This window comes from Streptomyces sp. Root1304 (assembly GCF_001426405.1).
GTDB lineage: Bacteria > Actinomycetota > Actinomycetes > Streptomycetales > Streptomycetaceae > Streptomyces.
This window is the reverse complement of record NZ_LMEP01000012.1, coordinates 725296-749509: the sequence shown is the minus strand read 5'-3', so window position 1 is coordinate 749509 and position 24214 is coordinate 725296. Positions and strand designations below refer to the sequence as shown.

At 72.7% G+C, this 24214-nt stretch carries 22 protein-coding genes and 1 pseudogene; 13 read left to right on the top strand and 10 right to left on the bottom strand.

Annotated elements, in window-relative coordinates; all coding sequences use genetic code 11:
• Nucleotides 1-44: 44 nt before the first annotated feature.
• The gene (locus ASD33_RS16250) at nucleotides 45-1082 is read right to left on the bottom strand and encodes an iron-siderophore ABC transporter substrate-binding protein (protein WP_056559642.1); all 1038 of its coding nucleotides are present in this window, start codon (nucleotides 1080-1082) and stop codon (nucleotides 45-47) included.
• A gap of 265 nt (nucleotides 1083-1347) precedes the next feature.
• On the opposite strand from ASD33_RS16250, the gene ASD33_RS16245 reads away from it, so the two are divergent.
• Nucleotides 1348-2544, top strand: a complete 1197-nt coding sequence (locus ASD33_RS16245) for a hypothetical protein (RefSeq protein ID WP_199863528.1) — start codon at nucleotides 1348-1350, stop codon at nucleotides 2542-2544.
• A gap of 47 nt (nucleotides 2545-2591) precedes the next feature.
• Nucleotides 2592-2726 carry a hypothetical protein gene (locus ASD33_RS36795; protein WP_277922089.1) on the top strand — a complete coding sequence of 45 codons (135 nt, stop codon included), beginning with the start codon at nucleotides 2592-2594 and terminating at the stop codon, nucleotides 2724-2726.
• Between the two features lie 140 nt (nucleotides 2727-2866).
• Here ASD33_RS36795 and ASD33_RS16240 read toward each other — a convergent pair whose 3' ends face one another.
• From ASD33_RS16240 to ASD33_RS16230, 3 genes are read right to left on the bottom strand one after another with little or no spacing between them, the layout of a single operon-like run.
• A complete protein-coding gene (locus ASD33_RS16240; protein WP_056559637.1) occupies nucleotides 2867-3808 on the bottom strand; it encodes a 3-oxoacyl-ACP reductase in 942 nt (313 codons plus the stop codon).
• Nucleotides 3809-3822: 14 nt separating this feature from the next.
• On the bottom strand, nucleotides 3823-4899 hold the full coding sequence (locus ASD33_RS16235; protein WP_056559634.1) for a Zn-dependent alcohol dehydrogenase: 1077 nt from the start codon (nucleotides 4897-4899) through the stop codon (nucleotides 3823-3825).
• 21 nt (nucleotides 4900-4920) lie between these two features.
• Complete coding sequence (locus ASD33_RS16230) at nucleotides 4921-5775, bottom strand: MaoC/PaaZ C-terminal domain-containing protein (protein WP_056559632.1); 855 nt, start codon at nucleotides 5773-5775, stop codon at nucleotides 4921-4923.
• Between the two features lie 274 nt (nucleotides 5776-6049).
• Here ASD33_RS16230 and ASD33_RS16225 point away from each other — a divergent pair, with 274 nt between their 5' ends.
• The 4 genes from ASD33_RS16225 to ASD33_RS16210 all read left to right on the top strand — a co-directional run bounded on the left by ASD33_RS16225 (nucleotide 6050) and on the right by ASD33_RS16210 (nucleotide 9530).
• Nucleotides 6050-6976, top strand: coding sequence for an ABC transporter ATP-binding protein (locus ASD33_RS16225; protein WP_056559628.1), 927 nt, complete (start codon nucleotides 6050-6052; stop codon nucleotides 6974-6976).
• A 62-nt stretch (nucleotides 6977-7038) separates the two neighbouring features.
• Nucleotides 7039-7755: an ABC transporter permease gene (locus ASD33_RS16220; RefSeq protein WP_107103747.1), complete on the top strand. Its 717-nt coding sequence runs from the start codon at nucleotides 7039-7041 to the stop codon at nucleotides 7753-7755.
• 9 nt (nucleotides 7756-7764) lie between these two features.
• Complete coding sequence (locus ASD33_RS16215; RefSeq protein WP_056559625.1) at nucleotides 7765-8928, top strand: sensor histidine kinase; 1164 nt, start codon at nucleotides 7765-7767, stop codon at nucleotides 8926-8928.
• Nucleotides 8925-9530, top strand: a complete 606-nt coding sequence (locus ASD33_RS16210) for a response regulator transcription factor (RefSeq protein ID WP_056559621.1) — start codon at nucleotides 8925-8927, stop codon at nucleotides 9528-9530. The genes ASD33_RS16215 and ASD33_RS16210 overlap by 4 nt, the downstream gene beginning before the upstream one ends.
• Before the next feature lie 81 nt (nucleotides 9531-9611).
• Here ASD33_RS16210 and ASD33_RS16205 read toward each other — a convergent pair whose 3' ends face one another.
• Nucleotides 9612-11228, bottom strand: coding sequence for a carboxylesterase family protein (locus tag ASD33_RS16205; protein ID WP_056559619.1), 1617 nt, complete (start codon nucleotides 11226-11228; stop codon nucleotides 9612-9614).
• A gap of 113 nt (nucleotides 11229-11341) precedes the next feature.
• Between ASD33_RS16205 and ASD33_RS16200 the strand changes: the two genes are divergently transcribed.
• The gene (locus ASD33_RS16200; RefSeq protein ID WP_056559615.1) at nucleotides 11342-11929 is read left to right on the top strand and encodes a PadR family transcriptional regulator; all 588 of its coding nucleotides are present in this window, start codon (nucleotides 11342-11344) and stop codon (nucleotides 11927-11929) included.
• A gap of 71 nt (nucleotides 11930-12000) precedes the next feature.
• On the opposite strand, the gene ASD33_RS16195 is transcribed toward ASD33_RS16200, so the two are convergent.
• From ASD33_RS16195 to ASD33_RS16185, 3 genes are read right to left on the bottom strand one after another with little or no spacing between them, the layout of a single operon-like run.
• Nucleotides 12001-13467 (bottom strand): MFS transporter, encoded by a 1467-nt coding sequence (locus ASD33_RS16195; RefSeq protein WP_107103726.1) that lies wholly within the window; start codon nucleotides 13465-13467, stop codon nucleotides 12001-12003.
• A 49-nt stretch (nucleotides 13468-13516) separates the two neighbouring features.
• Nucleotides 13517-14716 carry a lipid-transfer protein gene (locus ASD33_RS16190; RefSeq protein ID WP_056559609.1) on the bottom strand — a complete coding sequence of 400 codons (1200 nt, stop codon included), beginning with the start codon at nucleotides 14714-14716 and terminating at the stop codon, nucleotides 13517-13519.
• Nucleotides 14717-14729: 13 nt separating this feature from the next.
• Nucleotides 14730-16949 carry an acyl-CoA dehydrogenase gene (locus tag ASD33_RS16185; RefSeq protein WP_056559607.1) on the bottom strand — a complete coding sequence of 740 codons (2220 nt, stop codon included), beginning with the start codon at nucleotides 16947-16949 and terminating at the stop codon, nucleotides 14730-14732.
• A 172-nt stretch (nucleotides 16950-17121) separates the two neighbouring features.
• Between ASD33_RS16185 and ASD33_RS16180 the strand changes: the two genes are divergently transcribed.
• Entirely contained in the window at nucleotides 17122-17925 is an 804-nt protein-coding gene (locus ASD33_RS16180; protein ID WP_056559604.1) for a hypothetical protein, read from the top strand.
• A 91-nt stretch (nucleotides 17926-18016) separates the two neighbouring features.
• Here the strand turns inward: ASD33_RS16180 and ASD33_RS16175 are convergent, their stop codons facing one another.
• Nucleotides 18017-18250, bottom strand: a complete 234-nt coding sequence (locus tag ASD33_RS16175) for a hypothetical protein (RefSeq protein ID WP_157870044.1) — start codon at nucleotides 18248-18250, stop codon at nucleotides 18017-18019.
• 290 nt (nucleotides 18251-18540) lie between these two features.
• Between ASD33_RS16175 and ASD33_RS16170 the strand changes: the two genes are divergently transcribed.
• The 5 genes and pseudogenes from ASD33_RS16170 to ASD33_RS16155 all read left to right on the top strand — a co-directional run bounded on the left by ASD33_RS16170 (nucleotide 18541) and on the right by ASD33_RS16155 (nucleotide 22914).
• Entirely contained in the window at nucleotides 18541-19341 is an 801-nt protein-coding gene (locus ASD33_RS16170; protein ID WP_056559598.1) for a MerR family transcriptional regulator, read from the top strand.
• Nucleotides 19338-20552: a glycosyltransferase gene (locus ASD33_RS16165; RefSeq protein WP_056559594.1), complete on the top strand. Its 1215-nt coding sequence runs from the start codon at nucleotides 19338-19340 to the stop codon at nucleotides 20550-20552. The genes ASD33_RS16170 and ASD33_RS16165 overlap by 4 nt, the downstream gene beginning before the upstream one ends.
• A gap of 198 nt (nucleotides 20553-20750) precedes the next feature.
• Nucleotides 20751-20861, top strand: a pseudogene (locus ASD33_RS35005) (transposase family protein); the annotation flags it as partial.
• Nucleotides 20862-20897: 36 nt separating this feature from the next.
• Nucleotides 20898-21746, top strand: a complete 849-nt coding sequence (locus ASD33_RS16160) for an isocitrate lyase/phosphoenolpyruvate mutase family protein (RefSeq protein WP_347232290.1) — start codon at nucleotides 20898-20900, stop codon at nucleotides 21744-21746.
• A 763-nt stretch (nucleotides 21747-22509) separates the two neighbouring features.
• Nucleotides 22510-22914 carry a DUF4259 domain-containing protein gene (locus tag ASD33_RS16155; protein ID WP_056559591.1) on the top strand — a complete coding sequence of 135 codons (405 nt, stop codon included), beginning with the start codon at nucleotides 22510-22512 and terminating at the stop codon, nucleotides 22912-22914.
• A 3-nt stretch (nucleotides 22915-22917) separates the two neighbouring features.
• On the opposite strand, the gene ASD33_RS16150 is transcribed toward ASD33_RS16155, so the two are convergent.
• Complete coding sequence (locus ASD33_RS16150; RefSeq protein WP_056559588.1) at nucleotides 22918-24201, bottom strand: hypothetical protein; 1284 nt, start codon at nucleotides 24199-24201, stop codon at nucleotides 22918-22920.
• Nucleotides 24202-24214 lie beyond the last annotated feature (13 nt).

The following is a 24214-nucleotide window of genomic DNA, read 5'->3' as shown; positions in this document are numbered from 1 at the left end:
CTCCGTGCCCCGCCGTCCGGCCCGGTCCCCGGGCCGCTGCCCGGTTACTTCTCGACCAGGTCCGCGCGCAGGTCGTCGAGGACGCTGTTCGCGGCGGTCACGCCGAGGCCCAGGTACCAGGTCTCGTCCGGGACGTCCTTGGCCCGCCCGGCCTTCACGGCCTCGAGGTTCTTCCAGAGCGGGTTGGCCTGGGCGGTGTCCTTCTTGGTGGCCTTGGCGTCGCCGTAGACGCCGGTGAAGATCCAGTCGGCGTCGGCCTCGTCGATCTTCTCGGGGCTGATCTCGGCGGCCAGCTCGTCGATCTGCTGGTTCTTCGGCCGGGGCAGGCCGGTGTCCTCCAGGATCGTGCCGATGAAGGAGGCCTTGGCGTAGAGGCGGATCTTGCCGGGGAGGTAGCGGACCATCGAGATCGTCGGCTTGTTCGCGCCCATGTCGGCACCGAGCTGCTTCGCCTTGGTCTCGTACGCGGCGAGCTCGGCCTTCGCCTCGGCGGTCTTGTCGAGCGCGGCGGCGTTGAGGAGGTAGTTCTCCTTCCAGGTGAAGCCCGGGCGGATGGAGAACACGGTCGGCGCGATCTTCGACAGCTCGTCGTACTTGTCGGCGGCGCGCAGCTGGCTGCCGAGGATCAGGTCGGGCTGGAGGTTGGCGATGGCCTCCAGGTTGAGGTTGTTGATGGTGCCGACGGACTTCGGGCTGCCGGCGTCCTTCGCGAGGTAGCCGGGGATGCCGTCGTCGCCCTCGGAGGGGGCGTAGCCGACGGGCTTGATGCCGAGGGAGACGACGTTGTCGAGCTCGCCGACGTCGAGGACGACGACCCGCTTGGGGGCGGCCTTCAGCTCGGTCGTGCCGAGGGCGTGGGTGAGGGTGCGCGGGAACTGGCCGGGCTTCGCGTCGGTGCCCATGGCCGCGGTCTTGGCGGCGGCGTCGCCGAAGTCCTTGCCGCCGGTGGCCACGTCCTTCTTCTTGGTCGTGTCCTCCTTGGTGGAGGCGTCGGATCCTCCGTCGCCTCCTCCGCAGGCCGCGAGCGAGAGCGCGGCGGCGAGGGCGACGACGGCGGCGGTGCCGCGGCGGCGGAGGGACATGAGAAGGCTCCTGTACGGGTCCTGGCGGGGATACGGGCTCGACCGCGCGGAGTCCGGGGAGGGGTGAGCCGTTCGGGTGAACGACCGGAGCCCGAGGATCCGCTTAGGTTCGCCTTACCTTACTCACCATCGGTCACTCCAGCACAAGCGGCCCCCACAGCTCGGCAGAATCGCCGCAGGGCCACCCGTATGTGTGAAGTGACCCTGCTCGTGTTGTTCGGCTGGAAGTGCGAAAACTAGCTTCGTGGCCGGAGGTGACGAGTCGATGACAGCGTGTGCCATCGAGACCACGGCCGAGGACGACGACCGCGACGACCCTCGCGGGGACGGCCGGGGCGGGGAGCGCCCCGGCGGCGCGGCCTGGCCGACGGGTTTCACGATCACGGCGAACGGCGCGTACGCGGCCAGGCTCGCGGGAGACGGGGACGCCCTCTACGTGGAGCGGTGGACCCTCGACGGCCCCGAGCCGTACGCGGTGCCGCTCCCCCTCGACCAGCCGGAGGAGGCGGGCACCCAGCTGCTGCCCCTCGCGGACGGCCGGGTGCTCGTCGCCCGCCGGGTGGACGGGCGGCGGAACACGTTCTCGCTGCTCTACCCCACCGGACCGGCCACCGGCGAGCTCCAGCTCGGCGCGGTCGAGGCCCCCGGCTCCGAGCGGCTCGTGCTGCTGCCGCCCTCGCCGGACGGCATCTGCGCGTACGCCCTGTGCGTCGGCCCGGACAGCAGCACGCTGTGGCTGGTCGCGGGCGGCGCCTTCGGCCCCGAGCAGGTGGCGGAGGTCAAGGGCCGCTGCTCGGGCGGGGTGTGGCTGGACCGCACGGGCCGGATGCTGGCGCTCGACCGGCAGCTGGACGACGGGCCGGTGAAGGCCGTCGCCGTCGACCTGGAGCGGGGCGGGGAGGTGACGCCGCTGCTCCAGATCACCGAGGACAGCGACGACCGGCTGCTCCTCGCGGACCCGGACAGCGGGCTGCTCCTGATCCGCTCGGACGCGCCGTCGCCGGGCCACGACCGGCTCGGCTGGGGCGTGCTCGGGAGCCTGCGGCCGGTGCGGTTCCCCGAGTGCCTGCGGCTCGACGACGCGGCGCTGACGCCGTTCGCCGTGCAGCCGGGGCAGGTGCTGATGCCGGAGAGCTGCGCGGTGGCGCTGCGGATCGACGCGGCGGGCGGCAGCTGGGTGGGGACCTGGCAGCCCTCGTCCCGCCGGCTCGGCCAACTGGCCGCACCCGCGGGCTGGCTGGCCGGGGCGGGGCTGTGGACGGCCGAGGGCGTGCTGCGGCTGCCGTACGCGACGGCCGGGGCGCCGTGCGGCCTCGCGGACGTGGAGGCGCCGGGGGAACCGGAGCCCGAGCCGGAGTGCGGGGCCGGGCCCGAGCCGGTGGCGGTCGCCGAGGAGCCCCGGGTGTGCCGCCCGGTGCCCTTGCAGGAGGCTCCCCTGACCGACCGCAAACCCGCTGGTTAGACTCACGGCCGCACAGCAAGAGCAATACGTACGGGGTGAGTTCCAGCATGTCCGAAGCAAGCACGGAGGGTACGGAGCCGAACGGCTCCGGGAAGCACCGCGGCGAGGCCTCGCCGGCGGAGGACTCCACGTCCTCGCCGCACGGCAGGCACCGTCGCGAGGCCGAGGCCCACGCGCGGTAGGAAGCGAGAAGCGAAGGGCCCCGGGGTCTCCCCCGAGGCCCTTCGCCATCCCCACCGCCACCCCCGGGGTCTCCCCCGGCGGTCCTTCACCTTCCCCACCTTTTCCCCGGGGCCTGCCGGTCTCCCGGCCGCCCCGTGGCTCAGCCCTTCTTCAGCCCCAGCACCTCCGAGGCCGCGAAGGTCTCGCCCGCCGGGCGGGACGCGTAGTGCGGGGTGAGCAGGCCGTCCAGTTCCTCGTACGTGAACGCCTCCTTCGCGGTGTCGAACTTGGCCGACACCTTCGGCCGGTCCACCACCGCGACCATCCCGCCGTGCACGACGAGCAGCTGGCCGTTGACCCCGGCCGCCGCCGGGGAGGCCAGATAGCCGACGAGCGGCGCCACGTGCTCAGGCGACAGCGGGTCGAGGTCGCCCTCGGCCGGTTCGCCGAAGCCCGCGAAGACGTCCTCGGTCATCCGGGTCCTGGCCCGGGGGCAGATGGCGTTGGCCGTCACCCCGTACCGGGCGAGCGCGAGCGCCGACGACGTGGTCAGACCCACGATGCCGCCCTTGGCCGCCGCGTAGTTGGGCTGGCCCGCCGAGCCCGCGAGGAAGGCCTCGGAGGAGGTGTTGACGATCCGGCCGTAGACGCCGGACTCCCCCGCCTTCGACCGGGTCCGCCAGTGCACCGCCGCGAAGTGGGTGGTGTTGAAGTGGCCCTTGAGGTGGACCCGTACGACCGAGTCCCACTCGTCCTCGGTCATCGAGAAGACCATCCGGTCGCGCAGGATGCCCGCGTTGTTGACGAGAATGTCCAGCTTGCCGAACTCACTGACCGCCAGGTCGACCAGGGCCCGCGCGGTCTCGAAGTCGGAGACGTCGCCGAGGTGGGCGACCGCCCGGCCGCCGGCCGCGCGGATCTCCGCCGCGACCTCCTCGGCGGGCGCGGCGGACGCGGCGCCCGAACCGTCGCGGCCGGGCTGGCCGTAGTCGTTGACGACGACGGCGGCACCGAGCCGGGCGAGTTCCAGGGCCTCGGCGCGGCCGAGTCCCCGGCCGGCGCCGGTGACGATCGCGCTCAGTCCCTCAAGAGGGAGTGACATGGGGCGGGTTCCTCTCAGATCTCGATGCAGGTGCGCAGGGCGGCGCCCGTACGCATCTGCTCCAGGGCCTCGTTGATGCCCGCGAGCGGGACGCGGTGGGTGATGAGGGACTCCAGGTCGATGCGACCGGCCCGCCAGAGCGCGATGGCCCGCTCGTAGGAGCGGAGCACGTCGCCGCCGCCGTACATGGAGGGCAGGATGCGCTTCTCGTCGAAGAACAGCTCGAACATGTTGAGCTGGAGGAAGTCGTCGAGGGCGCCCGCGCCGACGACGCAGAGGGTGCCGCCGCGCCGGGTCGTCTCGTACGCGGTCCGTGCGGTGGCGGACTTGCCGACGACCTCGAAGACGTAGTCGAAGCCCTCGCCGCCGGTGATCCGCTGCTTGGCGTCGGCGAGCGCGTCGGGGGCGACCGCCTCGGTGGCGCCGAACTTCAGCGCGGCCTCGCGGCGGGACTCGACGGGGTCGACGGCGACGATCTGGGCGGCGCCCTGGAGCTTGGCGCCCTGGATCGCGGAGATGCCGACGCCGCCGCAGCCGATGACGGCGACCGACGAACCGGCTTCCACCTTGGCGGTGTTGATGGCCGCGCCGAGGCCGGTGGTGACGCCGCAGCCGATGAGGGCGGCGATGTCGAAGGGCACGTCGTCGGGGATCGGGACGGCGCAGCCCGCGTCGACGACGACCTCCTCGGTGAAGGTGCCGGTGCCGGCGAAGCCGAAGACGTCTCCGCCGGGGCGCTTGAAGTTGGGGGTGCCGGCGTTCATGAACCCGGCGAGGCACAGCTGCGTCTGGCCGCGCTTGCAGGCGGCGCAGCTGCCGCAGGCGGGCAGCCAGCAGAGCAGCACCCGCTGGCCCTGGGTGAGTCCGGTGACGCCGTCGCCGACGTCGAGGATCTCGCCGGCGCCCTCGTGGCCGGGGATGAACGGCGCGGGCTGCGGGAGGACGCCGCTCATCGCGGAGACGTCGGAGTGACAGAGGCCGGTGGCCCGGATCCGGATCTTCACCTTGCCGGGGCCGAAGCCCACCGCCTCGACGTCGTCGAGGACTTCGAGTTTGTCCTGGCCGATCTCGTGCAGTACGGCTGCGCGCATGGTGCGGCTCCAATCAGCGGGTCAGGAGTGCTCGACGACGGTGTCGGCGAGTACGGGTGCGTCGTCGCGCTCCACGGCGGTGACCGTCACCTGGACGCGGCCCTCGTCGGCCCACATCCGGATGCGCAGGGTCTCGCCGGGGAAGAAGATCCCGGCGAATCGGGTGCGGTACGAGCGGACGCGGGTGACGTCGCCGCCGAGCACCGTGTCCACCACCGCCTTGAGGGTCATGCCGTACGTGCAGAGTCCGTGCAGGATCGGCCGGTCGAATCCGGCGAGTCCGGCGAACTCGGGGTCGGCGTGGAGCGGGTTCCAGTCGCCGGAGAGGCGGTACAGCAGCGCCTGGTCCTCGCGTACGGGCCGCTCGACGGTCTTGTCGGGCTCGCGGGCGGGGATGTCGAGGCGCTCGGAGGGGCCCCGGTCGCCGCCCCAGCCGCCCTCGCCGCGGACGAAGATCTGGGCGTCGCTGGTCCAGAGCGGTCCTTCGGCGTCGGAGGCCTCGGAGCGCAGGACGAGGACGGCGGCCTTGCCCTTGTCGTACACGGCGGCGACGCGCGAGGTGGACACGGCGCGGCCGGAGACGGGGAGGGGGCGGTGGAGGGTGACCGACTGGCCGCCGTGCAGGACGGCGGCGAGGTCGATGTCGATGCCGGGGGCGGAGAGCCCGCCGACGACGCCCATGCCGGCGCCCGCGACGGTCGCGAAGCTGGGCAGGACGTGGAGGCGGGATTCGAGGGTGTAGCGCAGCTCGCCGGGGTCCGTCGCCGGAACACCGGCGCCCAGTCCCAGGTGGTAGAGCTGGACGTCCTTGTGGTCCCAGGAGATCTCGGCGCTGCGGGGTTCGGCGGCGACGGCCTTGGCGGGGTCGATGGGCATCGGGCTGCTGCTCCTCGTGGCGGGGAAGACCTCGGTGCGGCCGTCCGCACCGTCGGCCGCACCGAGGCCGTGCGGGGACCGTCCCGTACGCGGCCGTTCTAGAACGCGTTCTAGGTCGGTGGATCCCATGTATAGCCGAGGCGGGGGGAGTTGTGAACCCTCCCGGCGGGGCTCAACTGACGCAGCGTCAGAAACGGACCCGGGACATTTGTCACGGCCAGGTCCGTACACGCGCGCCTGCCGCCCGCGGAGCCCGGCTCGTAGCGTCGTACCCATGAAGAAGGACACGAACGCACCGGCGGTCGCCTTCCGGGCCGCGACCAAGACCTTCGGCGCCGTCCGCGCCGTCGACGGACTCGACCTCACCGTCCCGCGCGGCGAGACCGTGGCACTGCTCGGCCGCAACGGCGCCGGGAAGTCCACCGCCATCAGCCTCCTCCTCGGCCTCGACGCGCCCGACGACGGCCTCGTCGAGCTCTTCGGCTCCGCCCCGGACGCCGCCGTGGCCGCCGGCCGGGTCGGCGCGATGCTCCAGGAGGGCCGCGCGGTCCCCCGGGTCACCGTCCAGGAGCTGGTCACCTTCGTCGCCCGCACCTACCCGGCACCGATGCCGGTCGCGGAGGCCCTGGCGCTCGCCGGCCTCACCGAGCTGGCCGGCCGCCGGGTCGACCGGCTGTCGGGCGGCCAGACCCAGCGGGTCCGGTTCGCCGTCTCGCTGGTCGGGAGCCCGGAGCTGATCGTCCTGGACGAGCCGACGGCCGCCCTGGACGTCGAGGCCCGCCGGGAGTTCTGGGACTCCATGCGCGGCTACGCCCGCCGGGGCAACACCGTCCTGTTCTCCACCCACTACCTGGAGGAGGCCGACGCGTACGCCGACCGGATCGTCGTCCTCGACGCCGGCCGCGTCCTCGCCGTCGGCACCAGCGAGGAGCTGAAGCGGGCCGTCGGCGGCGGCCTCGTCTCCTTCGACCTGGCGGGCGGCCCGACGGACTGGCTGGCCGTCCTGCCCGGCGTCACCGGGTACGAGATCAGGGGCGACCGCGCCCGGCTGCGTACCGACGACTCCGACGCCACCGTCCGCGCGCTCGCCGAGCGGGACGCGATCCGGTCCCTCGAAGTCACCCCCGTCTCGCTCGACGACGCCTTCCTCGCCCTCACCCTGGCCCAGCAGCCCCTCGGCACCCTGGAGACGGCCCGATGAACACCATGACCACCCCGGCCACGACGAGCACCCCGTCCGCGCGGAACGGCGCGATCCCGGTGATCACCGCGTACGTCCGCCTCGAAGTGCGCCGCACGCTGCGCGACATCGGCTTCGTGATCTCCACGATCGGCGTGCCGGTGATGATGTACCTCCTCTTCACCAACCTCGGCGCGGACGACAGCGGGTACAAGGAGGCCGCGATGGTCGGCATGGCGGCGTACGGAGCGCTCGGCGCCGCGCTGTCCCTCGGTACGGGCGTGGCGGAGGACAAGTCCACCGGCTGGCTGCGGCAGCTGCGGATCACCCCCATGACCTCCCGGCAGGTGGTGGCCGGCCGGGCCCTGACCGGGTCGATCGTCGTGTTGCCCGCCATCACGGGGGTCCTGCTCGCGGGCGGCCTCGCCAACGGCGTGCGGATGGAGCCCTGGCAGTGGGTGGCGGTCGCCGTCACGCTCTGGCTCGGCTCGCTGCCCTTCACCCTGCTCGGCATCGGCAACGGCTACCGGTTCACCGCCCAGACCACCGGCGTCGTCAACGTCGCCTGCAACCTCGGGCTCGCCGTCGTCGGCGGCCTCTGGTTCCCGGTCGTCCTCTTCCCCGACTGGCTCCGGACGCTCTCCCGGCTCACCCCGACGAACCGCTTCGCGGAACTCGGCGTGGCGATGGCGGACGGCAGGGCCCCGGGGGCGGCGACCCTCGCGGTACTGGTCGGCTGGGCCGCCCTGTTCGGCGCGTACGCGGCGGTGTCGTACCGCCGTTCCGCCCGGACGGTGTAGGACATGAGCATGACGGACACCAGGTGGGGGCGGACCGCGGCGGTGCTGCGGAGACGGCAGGAGGACCGGGGGCCGAGCGGGCTGAGCCTGCTCCCCTGGCTCCTGATGGGCCTCGGCGCGCTCTCCCACCTGATCAGCGGCGACGCCGCGAACCCCTGGATCGGCGGCCTCGGCCTGCTCGCGTTCAACACCCTCTACATCGCGATCGTCATGCGCGCCTTCCACGAGCACACCCGGGAGGCCCCGCTCACCTGGGGACTCCTCGCCGCGCTGGCCGCGCTGACCTTCGGGCTCGCGATCGGTTACGGCAGGGAGTGGCTGCTGCTCTTCCCGCTCCTGGGCCTGGCCGTCGGGGCGGTGGTGCGGCGCGGGCGGCACCTCCGGCGGATCAGCCTCCCGCTGGTCCTCGCGGTCGCCGCGGTGACGTTCTGGCGGGACGGCTGGGACTCCTTCGGCATCGTGTACGGCACCTTCATCTCCGTGATGGTGACGGCGACGATCCTCGCCCTGGACGAGACGGTCCGGCAGCTCCGGGCGACCCGGGAGGAACTCGCGAGGACCGCCGTCGAGAAGGAACGGCTGCGGTTCTCCCGCGACCTGCACGACCTGCTCGGCCACACCCTGTCGGTGATCGTGGTGAAGTCGGAGGTCGTACGGCGGCTGGCACCGCGCGACCTGGACGCGGCCCTGGCGCAGGTCGCGGACATCGAGTCGGTGGGCCGTCAGGCGCTGACCGAGATCAGGGAGGCGGTGACCGGCTACCGCGAGGGCAGCCTCGCCACCGAGCTGGACCGGGCGCGCGACGCGCTCTCCGCGGCGGGCATCGAGCCGGTCGTCCGCCGCTCGGGCCCGCTGCTCGAACCGCAGACCGAGGCCCTGCTGAGCTGGGTCGTACGGGAGTCCGCGACGAACGCGGTACGGCACAGCGGCGCGTCCCGCTGCGTCATCGACCTCACCGGCGGCACCGACCGTGTCCGCCTCACCGTCACCGACGACGGGCGCGGCCCGGTGGCCGACGGCGTTCCCGGGAGCGGACTGCGGGGGCTGCGCGAGCGGGTCGCGGCGGCAGGCGGCACTCTGGAGTCGGGACCGGCGCCACTGGGCGGGTTCCGGGTCTCCGCGGAGCTCCCCGCCGAGACCTCCGAGCCGCACGAGGGGGAAGCGCCGGAATGATCAGAGTCCTGCTGGCGGAGGACCAGGGCATGATGCGCGGGGCGCTGGCCCTGCTGCTCGGCATGGAGCACGACATGGAGGTCGTCGCCCAGGTGGGGCGCGGCGACGAGATCGTGGACGCGGCGCTGGCCGCCCGCCCGGACGTGGCCCTCCTCGACATCGAACTGCCGGGCCGCTCGGGCCTGGACGCGGCGGCGGACCTGCGGACGGAGGCCCCGGACTGCCGGGTCCTGATCCTCACCACCTTCGGCCGCCCCGGCTACCTCCGGCGGGCGATGGAGGCGGGCGCGGCGGGCTTCCTGGTGAAGGACGGTCCCGTGGAGGACCTGGCCGAGTCGATCCGCAAGGCCCTCAGGGGCGAGACGGTGATCGACCCGGCCCTCGCGGCGGCGGCCCTGAGCGCGGGCCCGAACCCGCTGACGGCCCGCGAACGCGACGCGCTGGCGGCCTCGGTGGACGGCGCGACGATCGCGGACATCGCGACGGCGCTGCACCTGTCGGAGTCCACGGTCCGCAACTACCTGTCGTCGGCGATCGGGAAGACGGGCACCCGCAACCGCATGGAGGCGGTACGGGCGGCGCGGCAGCAGGGGTGGCTCTAGGGGCAGGACACTCTCTGGGGTGTCCTGCCGACTCGGGGCGGGTGTCCGTACGGAGAGGACACCCGCCCCGTCGTCGTCGCGTCAGCGCGAAGCGTTCCAGAGGTCGCAGTTGTGCTGCTCGCTCAGGGTGGCGGTGGGCGCGTTGCCGCCGGCGGACGCGGTGCGGAGCTGGAGCACCTGGCCGGGGCGCGATCCGTGTTCCGGCATGGGCCGCTGTCCGCGGGCCCGGGGCGGGGTGCCGTGGACGAACGAGCCCCAGTAGTCGGTCATCTGGTCGGCGAGCGCGCGCTGTTCGGCGTTGAACGGTGCGGCGATGCCGTACGGCTTGAAGAGGTAGTTCAGCTCGGCGGCGTGCGTGGCACCGAAGTCGAAGTCCGCGTTCTGCGGAAGCGAGGCGAACAGCGGCGAGGTGCGGTCGGCGAACTCGTACGTGTACACCTTGCCCCGCTTGGCGAGGAGCGGGTCGACGGCCAGGGCCGGGCAGGCGAAGAGCTGGTCACCGAAGGCCGTGCCGTAGGCGTACGCGGGGCGCTCGTACGCCGTGAGCGGGTAGCGGGCGAGCGCTCGCGCCCCGGCCTCCGGGCCGAAGGTGGCGGAGAGGGCTGCCGGGTAGGCGTCGGCGGTGAGGGGGTTGCCCCAGCGGTCGAACGAGTCGTACGCGAAGACCAGCCCCTCCTTGCTGGTGGCGCCGTTCATCACGGGGACGCGGGAGGAGCGGCCCGAGGCGAACGCGTCGGCCGGCTGCACGGGCAGCTGGGGGGTGCCGACGGTGTAGCCCCAGGAGCGGCGCTGGGAGGCCTGCGCGTCGAGGATCTCCTTGGTGCTCTTCGCGCGGAGACAGTCGGCGGCCGTCGCCGCGTCCGTACAGCCGAGTCCGGCGGCGAAGGCGAGGGAGGAGGCGACGGCCTGCTCGCGCGGGGTCCCGGCGCAGTTGCCGAAGGTGCCGCTCATGATGATCGCGCCGCGGTAGAGGCCGCGGCTCGCCGGGGAGGCGAGCTGGTTGCAGACGGCGCCGCCGCCCGCGGACTCGCCGGCGAGGGTGACACGGCCCGGGTCGCCGCCGAAGGCGCCGATGTTCGTCCGGACCCAGCGCAGGGCCTGCTGCTGGTCGAGGAGGGCGAAGTTGCCGCCGGCGCCGGGCAGGGTGAGGAAGCCCAGGGCGCCGAGGCGGTAGTTGAGGGTGACGACGATGCTGCCGGTGCGGCGGGCGAAGGCGTCGGGAACGATGTCGCGGGCGGTGCCGCCGACGTTTCCGCCGCCGTGGACCCAGACCATGACCGGGCGCTCGGTGGTGGAGTGGCGGCCGGCGGGCGGGGTGTAGACGTTGACGTCGAGGCAGTCCTCGGTGGTCCGCTGCCGCTCGAAGCCGGGAGCCCAGTACGTGTTCTGGGCGCAGTAGGCGCCGTAGCGGGTGGCGTCCCTGACGCCCGCCCAGTCGGAGGCGGGCTGCGGGGCGCGCAGGCGCAGGGGGCCGGTGGGGGCTTCGGCGTACGGAATGCCGAGGAACTGGCGCCCCTCGGCCGTGGCGGCTCCGCGCACCCAGCCGTTGTCGGTGCGGACGAGGGTGGGGCCGGTGGCGTCGTGGGCCTGGGCGGCGCCCGCGGGTACGAGGGAGGCGGCGACGGCGACGGCCAGCGGCAGGGCGACGCGGCGCGCGCGGCGCAGCAGTGCGGGCAGACGCCTGGCGGGCAGGGTCATAGGGTCTCCTGAGGCAGAGGAAGGCCCGGCGGTGGGCGCCGCGAGCATAGATGTCGAGTGCCATAGGTGACTAGTCACCTATGAATTCGCGGCCGAAAGGTGACAGGAGAGAGATGAAGTTCGAGCACGTTCTGCTCGGATTCGTGGCGATGCGTCCCTGTACGGGGTACGACCTGAAGCGCTGGCTGGGCAGTGAGATGGGCCGTATGAGCCGGCTCCCCAGCCAGCAGAGCCAGATCTACCGCACCCTCGCCCGGATGACCGCCGACGACTGGCTGACGTACGACGTGGAGCGGAACGAGGGACGCCCGGACTCCAAGGTCTACCGCGTCACCGCCACCGGCGAACGCGTCCTGCGCGCCCGCCTCGCCGAGCCGTACGAGCCGCCGGTCGATTTCGGCGACCCCGAGTTCCCGACGCGCTACCTCCTCTCCGTCTTCGTGACCGAGGAGGAGCGGATCGCCCTCGTCCGCACCGAGCTGGAGGCACGCCGCGCCCAGCTCGACCGCTTCCGCGCCCGGGACATGCGCGAGGAGCCCTGGCTGCCGGGCCTGGATCCCCGTCGCATGGCCCGCATCCTGGACCACGTCCACGAGAGCAAGGACAGGGCCCTGGTCACCCACGTGCGCTGGCTGGAAGAGGTCCTCGCGGAACTCACCGGGACGACGGACCCCGCTGGGCCGGGAACGCCGCACACATAGCCCGGCGAGACCGGTCGAGCGGGCCACGGCGGTCCTGAAGGGCCGGCGGCCCCCGCGTCCTCCCCGGCGGCCTACGCGGCGGGGCGCTCCGGGCCGCCCTGTCCCTTCGGGAGCCAGAAGTACATCAGCGCCGCCGCCCCGATCAGGACCGCCGCCGAGACCCGGAAGGCCGTCGCGTAGCCCGGGACCAGGGAGGACCCGTCCGGGGTGCCGAGGACGGCGGAGTCGGCGACCGCCGGGGTGGCCGCCGCCGCGACCGTCGAGAGGATCGCGAGGCCGAGGGCGCCGCCCATCGTGCGGGAGGTGTTGACGAGGCCCGAGACGAGACCCGCGTCGGACGGGGAGGCGCTGGACGTGGCGAGGGCGGCCAGCGGGGTGGTGGCCAGGCCGATGCCGCCCATCATCAGGATGCCGGGGCCCAGGATCGTGCCGAGGAAGGTGCCGTCGGCCGTGAGCGTGGACTGCCAGGCGAAGCCGGCGGCGGCGATGAGGGCGCCGAGGACGGCGAGGTTCCGGGAGCCGACCGTCGGCATCAGACGGGGGGCGAGCTTGGAGCCCAGGATGACGCTGAGGGAGCTGGGGACCAGCGCCAGGCCCGCCTGGAGCGGGGTGTAGCCGAGGACGCTCTGCGCGTAGTTCGTCATGAAGAACCACATGCCGAAGGAGCTCGAACCGCACAGCAGGATCGCCGTGTTGGCGGCGGTCACCGCCCGGTTGCGGAAGATCTTCAGCGGCATCAGCGGGGCGGCCGTGCGCGCCTCGACGGCGACGAACGCGCCGAGCAGCGCGAGACCGCCGAGCAGCGGCAGGAGCGTGGCCGGGGCGGTCCAGCCCGCCTGTTCGGTCTGCACGATGCCGTACGCGAGGACCGCGAGCCCGGCCGTGACGAGGACGGCGCCCGGCAGGTCGAGGCGCCGGTGGGTGCCGGGGCGGGACTCGCGGAGCCAGAGCAGGGCGCCGACGAGGACGAGGACGCCGACGGGGATGTTGATGAGGAGGACCCAGCGCCAGGACAGCAGGTCGACGAGGAGGCCGCCGACGAAGCCGCCCGCCGCGCCGCCGGCCGCGCCGACCGCCGTCCAGGTGCCGATGGCCCGGGTGCGGGCGGCCCCGGCGGGGACGGCTTCGGTGACGAGGGTCAGGGTGGCGGGCGCGAGGACGGCGGCGCCGAGGCCCTGCACGGCGCGGGCGCCGATCAGGTACGCGCCCTCCGGGGCGACGCCGCCGACCGCCGAGGCGGCGGTGAAGAGGCCGAGACCGAGGAGGAACATCGCCTTGCGCCCGAAGAGGTCGGAGGCCCGCCCGCCGAACAGCATGAAGCCGGCGAAGGCGATGGCGTAGGCGTTGAGGACCCATTGGAGCCCGACCTCGGAGAGCCCGAGGTCGGTCCGCATCGAGGGCAGCGCCACATTGACGACGGAGACGTCGAGGACGACGAGGAACTGGCCCGCGCAGGCGGTCGCGACGACCGCCCACGAACGGGCCGACGGTGGGGAAGAGGTCGGGGAGGTGCTCGTGGCGGAGTCGGTCTGCGGCATGAATGTCATGGTCGCAGACCTGCTCCGCCCCGTACATGGGGATTCGGTCCTACGACCTCCGCAGCAGGGTCACCACCGCCGCACCGCCCAGCCCGATGTTGTGCGCGAGCCCGACGCGCGCCCCCGAGACCTGCCGGGCGCCCGCCTCGCCCCGCAGCTGCCAGACGAGTTCGGCGGCCTGCGCGAGGCCGGTCGCGCCCAGCGGGTGGCCCTTGGAGATGAGGCCGCCGGAGGGGTTCACGACCCAGCGCCCGCCGTACGTGGTGGCGCCGGACTCGACGAGTTTGCCGGAGGCGCCCTCCTCGCACATGCCGAGCGCCTCGTAGGTGAGGAGTTCGTTGATGGAGAAGCAGTCGTGGAGCTCGATCACGTCGACGTCCTCGATGCCGAGGCCGGAGCGCTCGTAGACCTGCCGGGCGGCGGCCCGCGACATGGGGCGGCCGACGGCGTCGATGCAGGAGCCGGAGGCGAAGGACTCCCCGGTGTCGGTGGTCATCGCCTGCGCGGCGATCTCCACCGCCCGGTCCCGCAGCCCGTGCTCGTCGACGAAGCGCTCGGAGACGACGAGGGCCGCCGCCGCGCCGTCGGAGGTGGGCGAGCACTGGAGCTTGGTGAGCGGCCGGTGGACGGTCTTCGCGGCGAGGATCTCGTCGACCGTGTAGACGTCCTGGAACTGGGCGTTGGGGTTGTTCGCGGAGTGCTGGTGGTTCTTGGCGCCGACGGCGGCGAGCTGCACCTCGGTCGTCCCGTACCGCTCCATGTGCTCGCGGGCGGCGTTGCCGAAGATCTGCGCGGTGGGCGGGGACATCTCGAAGCCGTGGGCGGCGGCCATGATGCCGTAGTGCCGGGCGACCGGCGAGGTCGCGAAGTCCCCGGCACCGGCCGAACCGCCGCCGCCGAGCGAGCCCCGGGCCATCTTCTCGAAGCCGACGGCGAGGACGCAGTCCGCGATGCCGCCCTCGACGAACTGGCGGGCGGTCATGAGGGCGGTGGAGCCGGTGGCGCAGTTGTTGTTGAGGTTGTAGACGGGGATGCCGGTCAGCCCGAGTTCGTACACGGCGCGCTGTCCTGCCGTGGAGGCCTGGAAGCAGTAGCCGACGGCGGCCTGCTCCACGCGCGCGTAGGGCACGCCCGCGTCGGCGAGGGCCGCGGTGCCGGCCTCCCTGACCATGTCCCAGTACTGCCAGTCCCGGGTCTCGGGCTTCTCGAACTTGGTCATCCCGACGCCGACCACGTACGCCTTGCTCATCTTCTGTTCCCCCTCAGTCTCGCGGCAGTCCGAGCAGCCGCTCGGCGACGACGTTCAGCTGTACCTGGGTGGTGCCGCCCGCGATGGTGAGGCAGCGGGACATCAGCAGTCCGTGGACGGCGCGCTCGCCCGGGCCCTCGCGCACGGCGCCCTCGGGGCCGAGGAGTTCGAGGGTGAGTTCGGCGAGCCGCTGCTGGTGGAGGGTCTGGACGAGCTTGCGGACGCTGGCGCCCGCGCCCGGTTCGAGCCCGGACACCTGGAGCAGGGTGGTGCGCAGGCCGATGCACGCGAGCGCGTGCGCCTCGGCGAGCAGGGCGCCGATCCGTACCCGTACGGAGCTGTCCTGCGGGGCGGCCCGCTCGATGAGGGCTTCGAGTCCGGTGTCGAAGGCGACCTGGTCGGCCATGTGGACGCGTTCGTTGCCGAGGGTGTTGCGGGCGACCCGCCAGCCGTCGTCGACCTCGCCGACGACGGCGTCGGCGGGGAGGAGCACGTCGTCGAACCAGACCTCGTTGAAGAGGGAGTCCCCGGTGATCTCCTTGAGCGGCCGGATGTCGATGCCGGGGGTGTTCCGCATGTCGACGAGGAAGTAGGTGAGGCCCTGGTGCTTGGGGGCGGTGGGGTCGGTACGGGCGAGCAGGATGCCGTGGTGGGCCCACTGGGCGGCGCTCGTCCACACCTTCTGGCCGTTGATCCGCCAGCGGCCGTCCTCGGTGCGTTCGGCGCGGGTGCGGAGGGAGGCGAGGTCGGAGCCGGCGCCGGGCTCGGAGAAGAGCTGGCACCAGAGTCGCTCGCCGCGCAGGGTCGGCGCGAGGTGCTCCTCCTGCTGGGCGGGGGTGCCGTGGGCGAGGAGCGAGGGCACGACCCAGGTGGCGATGCCGAGCCCGGAGACCTTGATCCCGGCCTCGTCCAGTTCCCGCTGGACGGCGAGCTGCTGGAGCGGCCCGGCGCCGAGTCCGTACGGCTCCGGGAGGTGCGGGGCGGCGTACCCGGTGGGAACGAGGGCGCGGCGGGCGGCGGCCGGGTCGAGTCCGGCGGCGGGGGCGACGGCCTCGCGGGCCGCCGTCCGGTACGCGTCGGCCTCGGGCGGCAGGTCGAGACGGAGGCCGCGCCGGACCCCGGCGACGGCGTGCCGGAGCCCGGCGAGCCGGTGGTGGTCGCCGGTGCCGAGGAGCTGCCGGGCGACGAGGGCGCGCCGGAGCAGCAGATGGGCGTCGTGCTCCCAGGTGAAGCCGGTGCCGCCGAGGATCTGGATGCAGTCCTTGGCGCAGCTGTAGGAGGTGTCGAGGGCGGTGGCGGCGGCGAGGGCGGCGGTGAGGGAGCGGGGGCCGCTTTCCGGTTCGTCCTCGCCGGGGCCGGCGGCGCGGGCGGCGTCCCAGGTGAGGGCGCGGGCCTGTTCGAGCCGCACGAGCATGTCGGCGCAGAGGTGCTTGACGCCCTGGAACTGGCCGATGGGCCGTCCGAACTGTTCGCGGGTACGGGCGTGTTCGGCGGCGGTGTCGACGGCGCGGGCGGCGGTGCCGCAGGCGTCGGCGGCGAAGAGGACGGCGGCGAGGTCCTGGACGAGCGCGGTGACGGCGGCGATGTGGCCGGTGGCGCTTTCGGCGCCACCGAGGGTGAGTTCGCGGGCGGCGGGGACGTGCGCGGCGCGGGCGGTGATCTCGGCGGTGGGGCGGGTCGGGTCGGCGCTCTCGTGGGGCCGGACGGTGAGGCCGTCGGCGTCGACGGCGAGCCAGACGCTGCCGTCGGCGGTGGCGGCCCGCAGGATCAGGAGGTCGGCCTGGGCGCCGCCGAGGACGGGGGGCGCGGTGCCGTCGAGGAGGTGGCCGCTCGTGGTGCGGACGGCGGTGAGGGTGCCGGTGCCGCCGAAGGCGACGGCGCCGACGCGTTCCCCGCTCGCGAGGGCGGCGGCGAGTTCCGCCTGCCCGGCGCGGTGCAGCACGGCGGCGGCGAGCACGGTGGGGAGGAAGGGCCCGGGGAGCAGGGCCCGGGCGGCCTCCTCGACGACGACGGCGAGGTCGACGAGGTCGCCGCCCCCTCCCCCGCACTCCTCGGGCAGATGGATCCCGAGAAGCCCCTGCCCGGCGGCGCCGTCCCAGTAGCCCGGCCGCCCGACGGCGGCGTCGGGAACGTCGAGATGCTTGCGCACCTCCTCGGAAGGTACGGCCCGGCCGAGCCAGCCCCGAACGGCCCGGGCGAGCTCCCGCTGTTCATGCGTGATGGCGATGCCCATGCGCGGCAGACTAGAACACGTTCCATTCTGACGGAAGGTCAGATACGGGGTGGGTTACGGGAGGAGGGCCGGTGACGGCGGACTCGGTGACGGCGGCGGCGGGGGCGGCGGGTAAGGTCGGGATCTTCGGCCGGCGGAGGCCGTCCGGAGTCCCGTGAGGCCCGCACCGGCTATGACGAACGTCGACGACGCTCCCGCACGCATCCGACTGGACCGCGCCCTGGACGGCTTGGCCGTCACCTTCCGCGGCATGACCGCCCGCGGCGACGAGGTCCAGTGCGACTGCCACTGGGGCAGTGAAGAGGAGTTGGCCCTGCTGAAGGTCCCGGACGTCGAGCTGGACCCGGACCTTCTCTACCGCACCTGGAGCGCCCCCGACTGGAGCGACCACGGCGCGGTGCTGCGCCGCATCCTGCCGCAGTTCTCCCGGGCCCTGGTCGACGGCCTCGTGGAGCCCTTCTTCGGCATGGAACGGGTGGGGGTCTCGTTCGCTCGCGGCCACTGGCAGGAGTGGCCCGCGCCCCAGGCCGCGGCGGTGGAGGAGTTCCTGCACGCGTGGTGGGCCCACAGCCTCACCGACCCGGCTCCCGCCGTTCCCGTCCACGAACTCCTCGCCCTGTGCACCGAGGCGTCCACCACGCCCGGCCCGTGGCTCGCGGCCTGGGAGGAACTCGACGACGAGGTCGCCGACCGACACTTGGCCGACACCGCCGACGGCTGGGAGTACGACCTGCTGGGCGACCAGCTGCCCTGGGACGGGTGGTGGCTCGACGACAAGGAAGCCGTACGCGCCGAGCTCGCCGCCTGGCTCGTCCGGCACGTCCCCACGCGGCTTCGCCCCCAGGACGGCCACGAGGAACTGCTCCACCGGATACGGCTCCTGGGGCTGGCGGGCCCCGCCCGCTGGGAGGACCCGCACTGGCCGAACCACAGCTACTGGGTGGAGCGCACGGCGTCGTCTCCCTCCCCGCGGTAGACGTGCGGGGCGGCTCAGCCCCAGGCCCCGCCGGGCACGGGCTCGGCGTTCACGACGGCCAGGGTGGCTTCGCCTTCGTCGAAGAGGGTGGTCAGGTCCTGGGGGGGGTGGCCTGCGGACCGGCGGCGTGTTCGAGGAGGAGGACCGGTTGGGGTTCGCCGTCCTGCTCGGCCGGGTGGAAGTCCGTGGTCAGTTCCCGGGTCAGCAGGACGAGCCGGCCGGCGCCGAGCGGGTCGGGCGGCAGCGCGTCCAGGGAGGCCCGTACGTCCTCCGGGGCCGAGCCCAGGTCGTGGGTCAGCACGTCGCGTCGGGCGAGCAGCGTCACGGAGGGCAATTGACGTCATGCGGTTCGGGCTGCAGCGGGCCGACGGAAGATCCTCCAGAACTTGAGGCGGGCAACGCCGCGCTCGACGGGGCGTGGGTCATGGCCGGCGCCCAGGTCACGGCCTGCTGGGTGGGGGAGCCGGCAGTGCGGTGGCCCACCTGAAAGCTCAATGGGCCGTAGCTCGCGGGCCGGTGAGTATTTTCCGTCCTCACCTCCGAGGCCCAGAAAGCGCGAGTTGACCCTCCCCTTACGTCAGGCTTGAGGCTGGGTACCGACGGAAGGGCAGGTGGATGAGTTACTCCGTGGGGCAGGTCTCGGCCTTCGCCGGGGTGACGGTGCGGACACTGCATCACTACGACAAGGCGGGGCTGCTCTCGCCCAGTGACCGCAGCCACGCCGGATACCGGCTCTACAGTGAGGCTGACCTGGTCCGTCTCCAGCAGATCCTCTTCTACCGTGAGCTCGGCTTCCCTCTCGACGAGATCGCCACGATCTTCGAGGATCCGCAGGCGAACCCCTTGGAGCGGCTCCGGGCCCGGCAGCGGCAGCTGAGTGAGGAGATCGCCAGGCTGCAGCGGCTGGCCGAGGTGGCGGAACGGGCGATAGAGGTCCAGAAGACCGGGGTGTCCCTGACTCCTCAGGAACGCTTCGAGGTCTTCGGTGAGATCACCTTCGACCTGAGCTATGCCACCGAGGCAGAACTCAAGTGGGCGCACTCGGAGGGACAGCGCGAGGCGATGGCGCGCGCGGCTGCTCACAGCAAAGAGGACTGGCGCCGGCTCATGGGCGAAGCCGCCGCCTGGCGCGCGGAACTGCTCGCGGCCTTCGACGAGGGGGAGCTGACCAACGGCGAGCGGGCCATGGACCTCGCCGAGGAGCACCGCCTGCACATCTCGCGATGGTTCACCTCCTGCCCGCCCGACATGCACCGGCGCATCGCGGACGACTTCGTCGCCGATCCGCGCGCATTCGCTCTGGTCATTCCGCCGTCGCAGCAGCGCCCGGGTCTGGCCGCCTACACGCGCAAGGCGGTTCACGCCAACGCGGACCGCCACGCAGGTGGCCGTACCGATTCCGAGGAGAACCAATGAGGATCCTGATCGCCGCGGCCGGATCGCGCGGCGACGTCGCGCCCTACACGGGTCTGGGCGCCGAACTGCGCCGGGCCGGATACGACGTTGCCCTCGCCACCACAGACACCTTCGCACCCCTCGTACGCGACGCAGGGCTGGAATTTCGCAGCCTCCCCGCCGACACACGGGTACGTGGCAGCGTCACAGGCCGACGCGAACTCATGCGCACCGCTGCCGCGTTCATTACCGAACTGGGCCAGGGCTTCGCCGACGTGATGGACGATGACACGGACCTGCTCCTGCTGTCGACCACCACGGCTCCGCTCGGCTGGCACCTCACCGAGGCCACGGGCACACCGAGCCTCGGCGTGTACCTCCAGCCCACCGCGCCCACCGGCGACTTCCCGCCCGTCGTCACAGGCTCCCGCTCACTGGGCCGTCTCGCCAACCGAGCAACCGGACGCTTCGCACTGCGGATGGCCGACCGTGTCTACGAACAGGCTGCCGCAAAGCTGCGCCACCGCCTCCAGCTGCCCCCGGCCTCACCTTCCGAGATGCGTCGACGACAGGAACAGGCGAATTGGCCCATCTTGCACGGCTTCAGTACGGCCCTGGCGCCTCGTCCCTCCGACTGGCGCTCTGGCCTGGAGGTCGTGGGCAACTGGTGGCCCCATCACGATGCGGCCGAACGGCTGCCTCATGATCTGGAGGACTTCCTGCGTGCCGGGCCCCGGCCCGTCCTCATCGGCTTCGGCAGCATGGCTGCCGGTGACGGGGAGCGGCTGAGCGAGATAGCTGTGCGAGCCCTGCGCCGCGCCGGGCTGCGCGGCATCCTCCAAGCCGGCAGTGCCGGGCTCGCCGCCGACGGGGACGACGTGCTCACCATCGGGGACGTACCGCACGCCTTGCTGTTTCCACGGCTGGCCGCGGTGGTCCACCATGGCGGGGCCGGCACCTCGGCCGCCGCGTTGCGCGCTGGAGTGCCCGCGGTCACCGTACCGGTGACCGCGGACCAGCCGTTCTGGGCGGCGCGACTTGCCGCCATCGGCGCCGCCACCGACCCCATCCCCTTCCGATCACTCACCGCCGAACGGCTTGCCGACTCACTTCACCAAGTAGTGAAGCGGCAGACACACCGTCGAGCCGCCGCAAAAGCGGCGCACCATCTGGTGACCGAGAACGGAGCCGGTCAGGCACTGAAGGCCATCCAGCAGCTGACCGATGGATGACGCCAAAACGTTCCTCGTCCTCGTCACTGCGCTTCTTCAGTCTGGGCACCGATCGCGTGACGGCTGAGGGCGCGTAACAGGCGAGGCCCCTGGGTTGCTGATGGAGATGCCTGACGTCTCAACCAAGCAGCCCTGGAGGCCTCGTTGGCCATCCATCCCGCCGCACTCGACGTGCCGCATGCGCTCGCGGAGTGACACATCACGTTGGCGCAGATCGCCGCAGGTTTCGGGATCAGTGAGTCCACCGCCCACGCCTACACCACCGCGGTCACCGACCTGCTCGCCGAGCGCGCTCCGGGCCTGCTCAAGCGTGAAGCTACGTTCGTGTCGGATTCTCGCCAGAAGATGGACAATGGTCGATGTTTGACTGCATTCATGACCATCACGCAGCCGGATAATGCCCGCTTCTTCCGCTCTCTGCATACCCCAGCTGAACCCCTCGCGCTCGCCAACGCCTGGGATGTTGCGAGCGCCCGCGTCATCGAGGCCGCGGGCGCCCCCGCGATCGCGACCACCAGCGCCGGTGTCGCCTGGTCGCTGGGGGCTCCAGACGGCGACGTCCTTACCCGCGACCGGGCGCTGAAGCTGATCGCCCGGATCGTCACTGCCGTCGCGGTGCCGGTCACCGCTGACATCGAGGGCGGGTACGGGACGGATGCCGCCGGCGTTGCCGAGACCGTTTCCGGGGTCCTCGCGGCGGGTGCCGTCGGCGTCAACATCGAGGACGGCGCCCGGCCTCCGGCAGAGCTCGCGGCGCGGCTGGCCGCAGCCCGGCAGAGTGCCGACCGGGCCGGCGCGGATCTGTTCCTCAACGCCCGTATCGATACCTTCCTGCTCGGGCTCGGCGACCCGGACACCCGGCTGAAGGAAACCCTGGCCCGGGCGCATTTGTACGTTGACGCGGGCGCGGACGGCATCTTCGTCCCCGGCGTCACCGACACCGCCACCATCGCCGCACTGGCCAGGGACATCTCCGTACCGCTGAACGTCATGGCCGGCCCCGGCACCCCGACCGCTGCCGAGCTCGGTTCCCTCGGAGTGGCTCGCGTCAGTCTCGGCTCGGGCGTAGCGCAGGCCGCCTACGCTGCCGCGCGCTCCGCCGCACAGGATCTCTTCGGTACCGGCGGCTACGACTCCCTCGCCCAAGGCATCCCCTTCGCGGATCTCAACGCGCTGCTCTCCGGACCCCACTGACTGGCCCGCCGGCCGGGCTTCGCATACCGCCGGCGAGGCGGAGCTGAGGTGCTGAGCGGGGAACCGGCCGGGGAACAGCCAGCGCTCTGCGGCGGTGTCCCGGGCCGTCGCCTCGGCGTGAAGCGTTCGCAGGCAGCCGTCCAGAGGCGGGGGCATCTGGACCGGGACCCTTCCGAGCCGGAGAGACACCTCGTCGCCGTTGAACTCCACGTGGGCGGCGGTGAGGGCGGCGATACGCAAGGGCCCCTGGGCGAACAGCAGGGCAAGAAGTCCGGCTGCCTTGTCGGTGATCTCGTGGTCGTGGATGAGCCGGTCGACCAGGCGCCACCGGGCGTCATGGGCGATGAGCTGCCCGGTGAACGACGAGGGGGGAATGTCGACGGTCAGCTTGCGGGTGCGGGCCCTTTCGGCTGGTCCAGACGAGGAAGCCGTGGACGCGGGGGCCGCGGGCGGGGTGGTCGTCCAGCCAGACGTCCAGGAGGTCCTGGGTGCAGGAGCCGAGTCCGAGGCCTTGGACGTGGAGCCAGTTGAGCAGCCGGATCACCTGGATGACCCGGCAAGAGTGCAGGTCAACGACCTGCACTCCCCGCCACCAGGAGGCACGTTGAGGCCGCAGGTCCCCAGCTCAGACGCCCCGGATTCACGCATGGGATGCAATTCCCCGGAGTTGCACACAGCTCCGACATCGGACCGGCGTTGTCAGTGGCACCTGCCACCCTGGGGACACAGCTGATCGACCGAGCACGGAGAGAGCGAGCACGCCATGGGTACCTGGGACATCGGCCCCTTCGACAACGACACGGCCGCCGACTTCTCCTACCGGGTGGACAAGGCCCCGGCGGAGGAGAAGGCGGAGGTGCTGGGCGCGACCTTCCGCGAGGTGCGGGAGTCCGGCGAGGAGGACGTGGACTCGGACGTCGCCGTGGAGGCCATCGCCTCGGCCGCCCTGGTCGCGGCCCAGTGCCCGGGCGGCGACCCGGTCACCACCGCCTACGGCCCGAAGGAACCCCTGCCGCCCCTCCCGGCCGAACTCCGCCAGGAGGCCGTCGCGGCCCTGGACCGCATCCTCACCGAACCCTCCGAACTCCTCGAACTCTGGGAGGAGTCGGACGGCGAGGAGTGGAAGACGGGCGTACGGAAGCTGCGGGCGGTGCTGACGGGGGCGTGACCGTCAGGCCTGGGTGTGGGGCAGCCGGTCGTCGACGTGATCCCGGCTGTAGCCGAGCCGTTCGGCGAGTTCCTCGTAGCGCCGGCGCCGGGCGTCGGTGACAGGGAGGTCGTACGCGGTGAGGAGCTGGAGGAGGAAGCGGAATCCCAGGTCGGGATCGACGGTCCTGACCACGTCCTCCAGCACCTGCGCCACGCCCCGCGCCTCGGCCACGTCGACGCCTGTCGCCGCCCGGACCTCTCGGAGCACAGCCTCCGTCAGATCGGTGCGGGCGGGGGACAGGAACGGTGTGTACACGGGGTCCACTTCAGCCAGCCGTTCGCTGCACTCCAGCGCGAGCCTCTCCAGCCACGCCCGGCCCTCGGCGTCGAACCCGCCATCGACGTACTGACGCCGTGCCGCGGTGCGCCAGAGTGCGGTGATCTCCTCATCGGAAAGGGGCGACCCGAGGAGCCGTTGGACGTCCTCCAGCAGCACCGCCGCCGAAGAGCCCGGGACGCAACCCAGGTCGCCGTCGATGACGCTCCGGATGTTCTCTCTCACCGTGCCCAGGTGTTCCCACTCCGTCCCCCGGAACACGGCCGCGACGAACGGCAGGCCGAACCGGCCAAGTGCGAAGTCGCGTCGACCGGGGTCGATCGGGGGCCAGCGCACGTTCAGGTCCTCCTGGACGGCGGCCAAGGGGTAGGCCAGTCGTTCGCCGGTGCTGCGCAGCCGGGCGTACAGAGCTTCGTCGACCGGCACGGAGTACGCCTTGAGCGTCCTCAGGAGCATCCGGAACCCGAGATCGGCGTCCGCCTCGCGCACCACCCGCAGCAGTGCCGGACCGATGCCCGGAACGGCAACGTGGCGTGCGAGTCCGGGCGCAGCCGAGTCGATCTGCGCCGCGACTGCCTCGCGCAACTCCTCCTCCGGCACCCTGGGCCGGGCCGCGTCGAGGGTCTTCACCTCGTACGGGTCCCGTTCCGGCGCGAGGGAAGGGCACACCTCCGAGACGCGGCGCAGCCACACCCGCGTTTCCGTGTCCTCCTCGGCGGGATCGATGCAGCGACGTACGGCGGCGAGCCACACGGCACGCAGCACCTCGTCCGGCAGCGGAGAGTCCAGCAGGAGCCGGAGGTCACGGCCGAGCCGACGGTCGTCATCATCCGCCTGCGCCCCGGCGAGAGCGAGCACCACCGGCCCGTCGAGCCGGAGCGCCGTGCGGGAGCACAGCGTGCCGGCAAGGCCACTGAGTCCGAAGTCGCCCGGGTAGTCGTAGTAGTAGACCTCGCGCGCGCGAGCCATCGCCAACCTCCTG

Excerpts from the sequence above, each read along its gene's own strand:
- ASD33_RS16195 (WP_107103726.1), bottom strand. The coding sequence starts at position 13,467 with ATGCCGCAGACCGACTCCGCCACGAGCACCTCCCCGACCTCTTCCCCA.
- ASD33_RS16240 (WP_056559637.1), bottom strand. The coding sequence starts at position 3,808 with ATGTCACTCCCTCTTGAGGGACTGAGCGCGATCGTCACCGGCGCCGGC.
- ASD33_RS16215 (WP_056559625.1), top strand. The coding sequence starts at position 7,765 with ATGACGGACACCAGGTGGGGGCGGACCGCGGCGGTGCTGCGGAGACGG.
- ASD33_RS16200 (WP_056559615.1), top strand. The coding sequence starts at position 11,342 with ATGAAGTTCGAGCACGTTCTGCTCGGATTCGTGGCGATGCGTCCCTGT.
- ASD33_RS16150 (WP_056559588.1), bottom strand. The coding sequence starts at position 24,201 with ATGGCTCGCGCGCGCGAGGTCTACTACTACGACTACCCGGGCGACTTC.
- ASD33_RS16225 (WP_056559628.1), top strand. The coding sequence starts at position 6,050 with ATGAAGAAGGACACGAACGCACCGGCGGTCGCCTTCCGGGCCGCGACC.
- ASD33_RS16165 (WP_056559594.1), top strand. The coding sequence starts at position 19,338 with ATGAGGATCCTGATCGCCGCGGCCGGATCGCGCGGCGACGTCGCGCCC.
- ASD33_RS16190 (WP_056559609.1), bottom strand. The coding sequence starts at position 14,716 with ATGAGCAAGGCGTACGTGGTCGGCGTCGGGATGACCAAGTTCGAGAAG.
- ASD33_RS16250 (WP_056559642.1), bottom strand. The coding sequence starts at position 1,082 with ATGTCCCTCCGCCGCCGCGGCACCGCCGCCGTCGTCGCCCTCGCCGCC.
- ASD33_RS16205 (WP_056559619.1), bottom strand. The coding sequence starts at position 11,228 with ATGACCCTGCCCGCCAGGCGTCTGCCCGCACTGCTGCGCCGCGCGCGC.
- ASD33_RS16180 (WP_056559604.1), top strand. The coding sequence starts at position 17,122 with ATGACGAACGTCGACGACGCTCCCGCACGCATCCGACTGGACCGCGCC.
- ASD33_RS16185 (WP_056559607.1), bottom strand. The coding sequence starts at position 16,949 with ATGGGCATCGCCATCACGCATGAACAGCGGGAGCTCGCCCGGGCCGTT.
- ASD33_RS16210 (WP_056559621.1), top strand. The coding sequence starts at position 8,925 with ATGATCAGAGTCCTGCTGGCGGAGGACCAGGGCATGATGCGCGGGGCG.
- ASD33_RS16170 (WP_056559598.1), top strand. The coding sequence starts at position 18,541 with ATGAGTTACTCCGTGGGGCAGGTCTCGGCCTTCGCCGGGGTGACGGTG.
- ASD33_RS16245 (WP_199863528.1), top strand. The coding sequence starts at position 1,348 with ATGACAGCGTGTGCCATCGAGACCACGGCCGAGGACGACGACCGCGAC.
- ASD33_RS16235 (WP_056559634.1), bottom strand. The coding sequence starts at position 4,899 with ATGCGCGCAGCCGTACTGCACGAGATCGGCCAGGACAAACTCGAAGTC.
- ASD33_RS16160 (WP_347232290.1), top strand. The coding sequence starts at position 20,898 with ATGGACAATGGTCGATGTTTGACTGCATTCATGACCATCACGCAGCCG.
- ASD33_RS16230 (WP_056559632.1), bottom strand. The coding sequence starts at position 5,775 with ATGCCCATCGACCCCGCCAAGGCCGTCGCCGCCGAACCCCGCAGCGCC.
- ASD33_RS16155 (WP_056559591.1), top strand. The coding sequence starts at position 22,510 with ATGGGTACCTGGGACATCGGCCCCTTCGACAACGACACGGCCGCCGAC.
- ASD33_RS36795 (WP_277922089.1), top strand. The coding sequence starts at position 2,592 with ATGTCCGAAGCAAGCACGGAGGGTACGGAGCCGAACGGCTCCGGGAAG.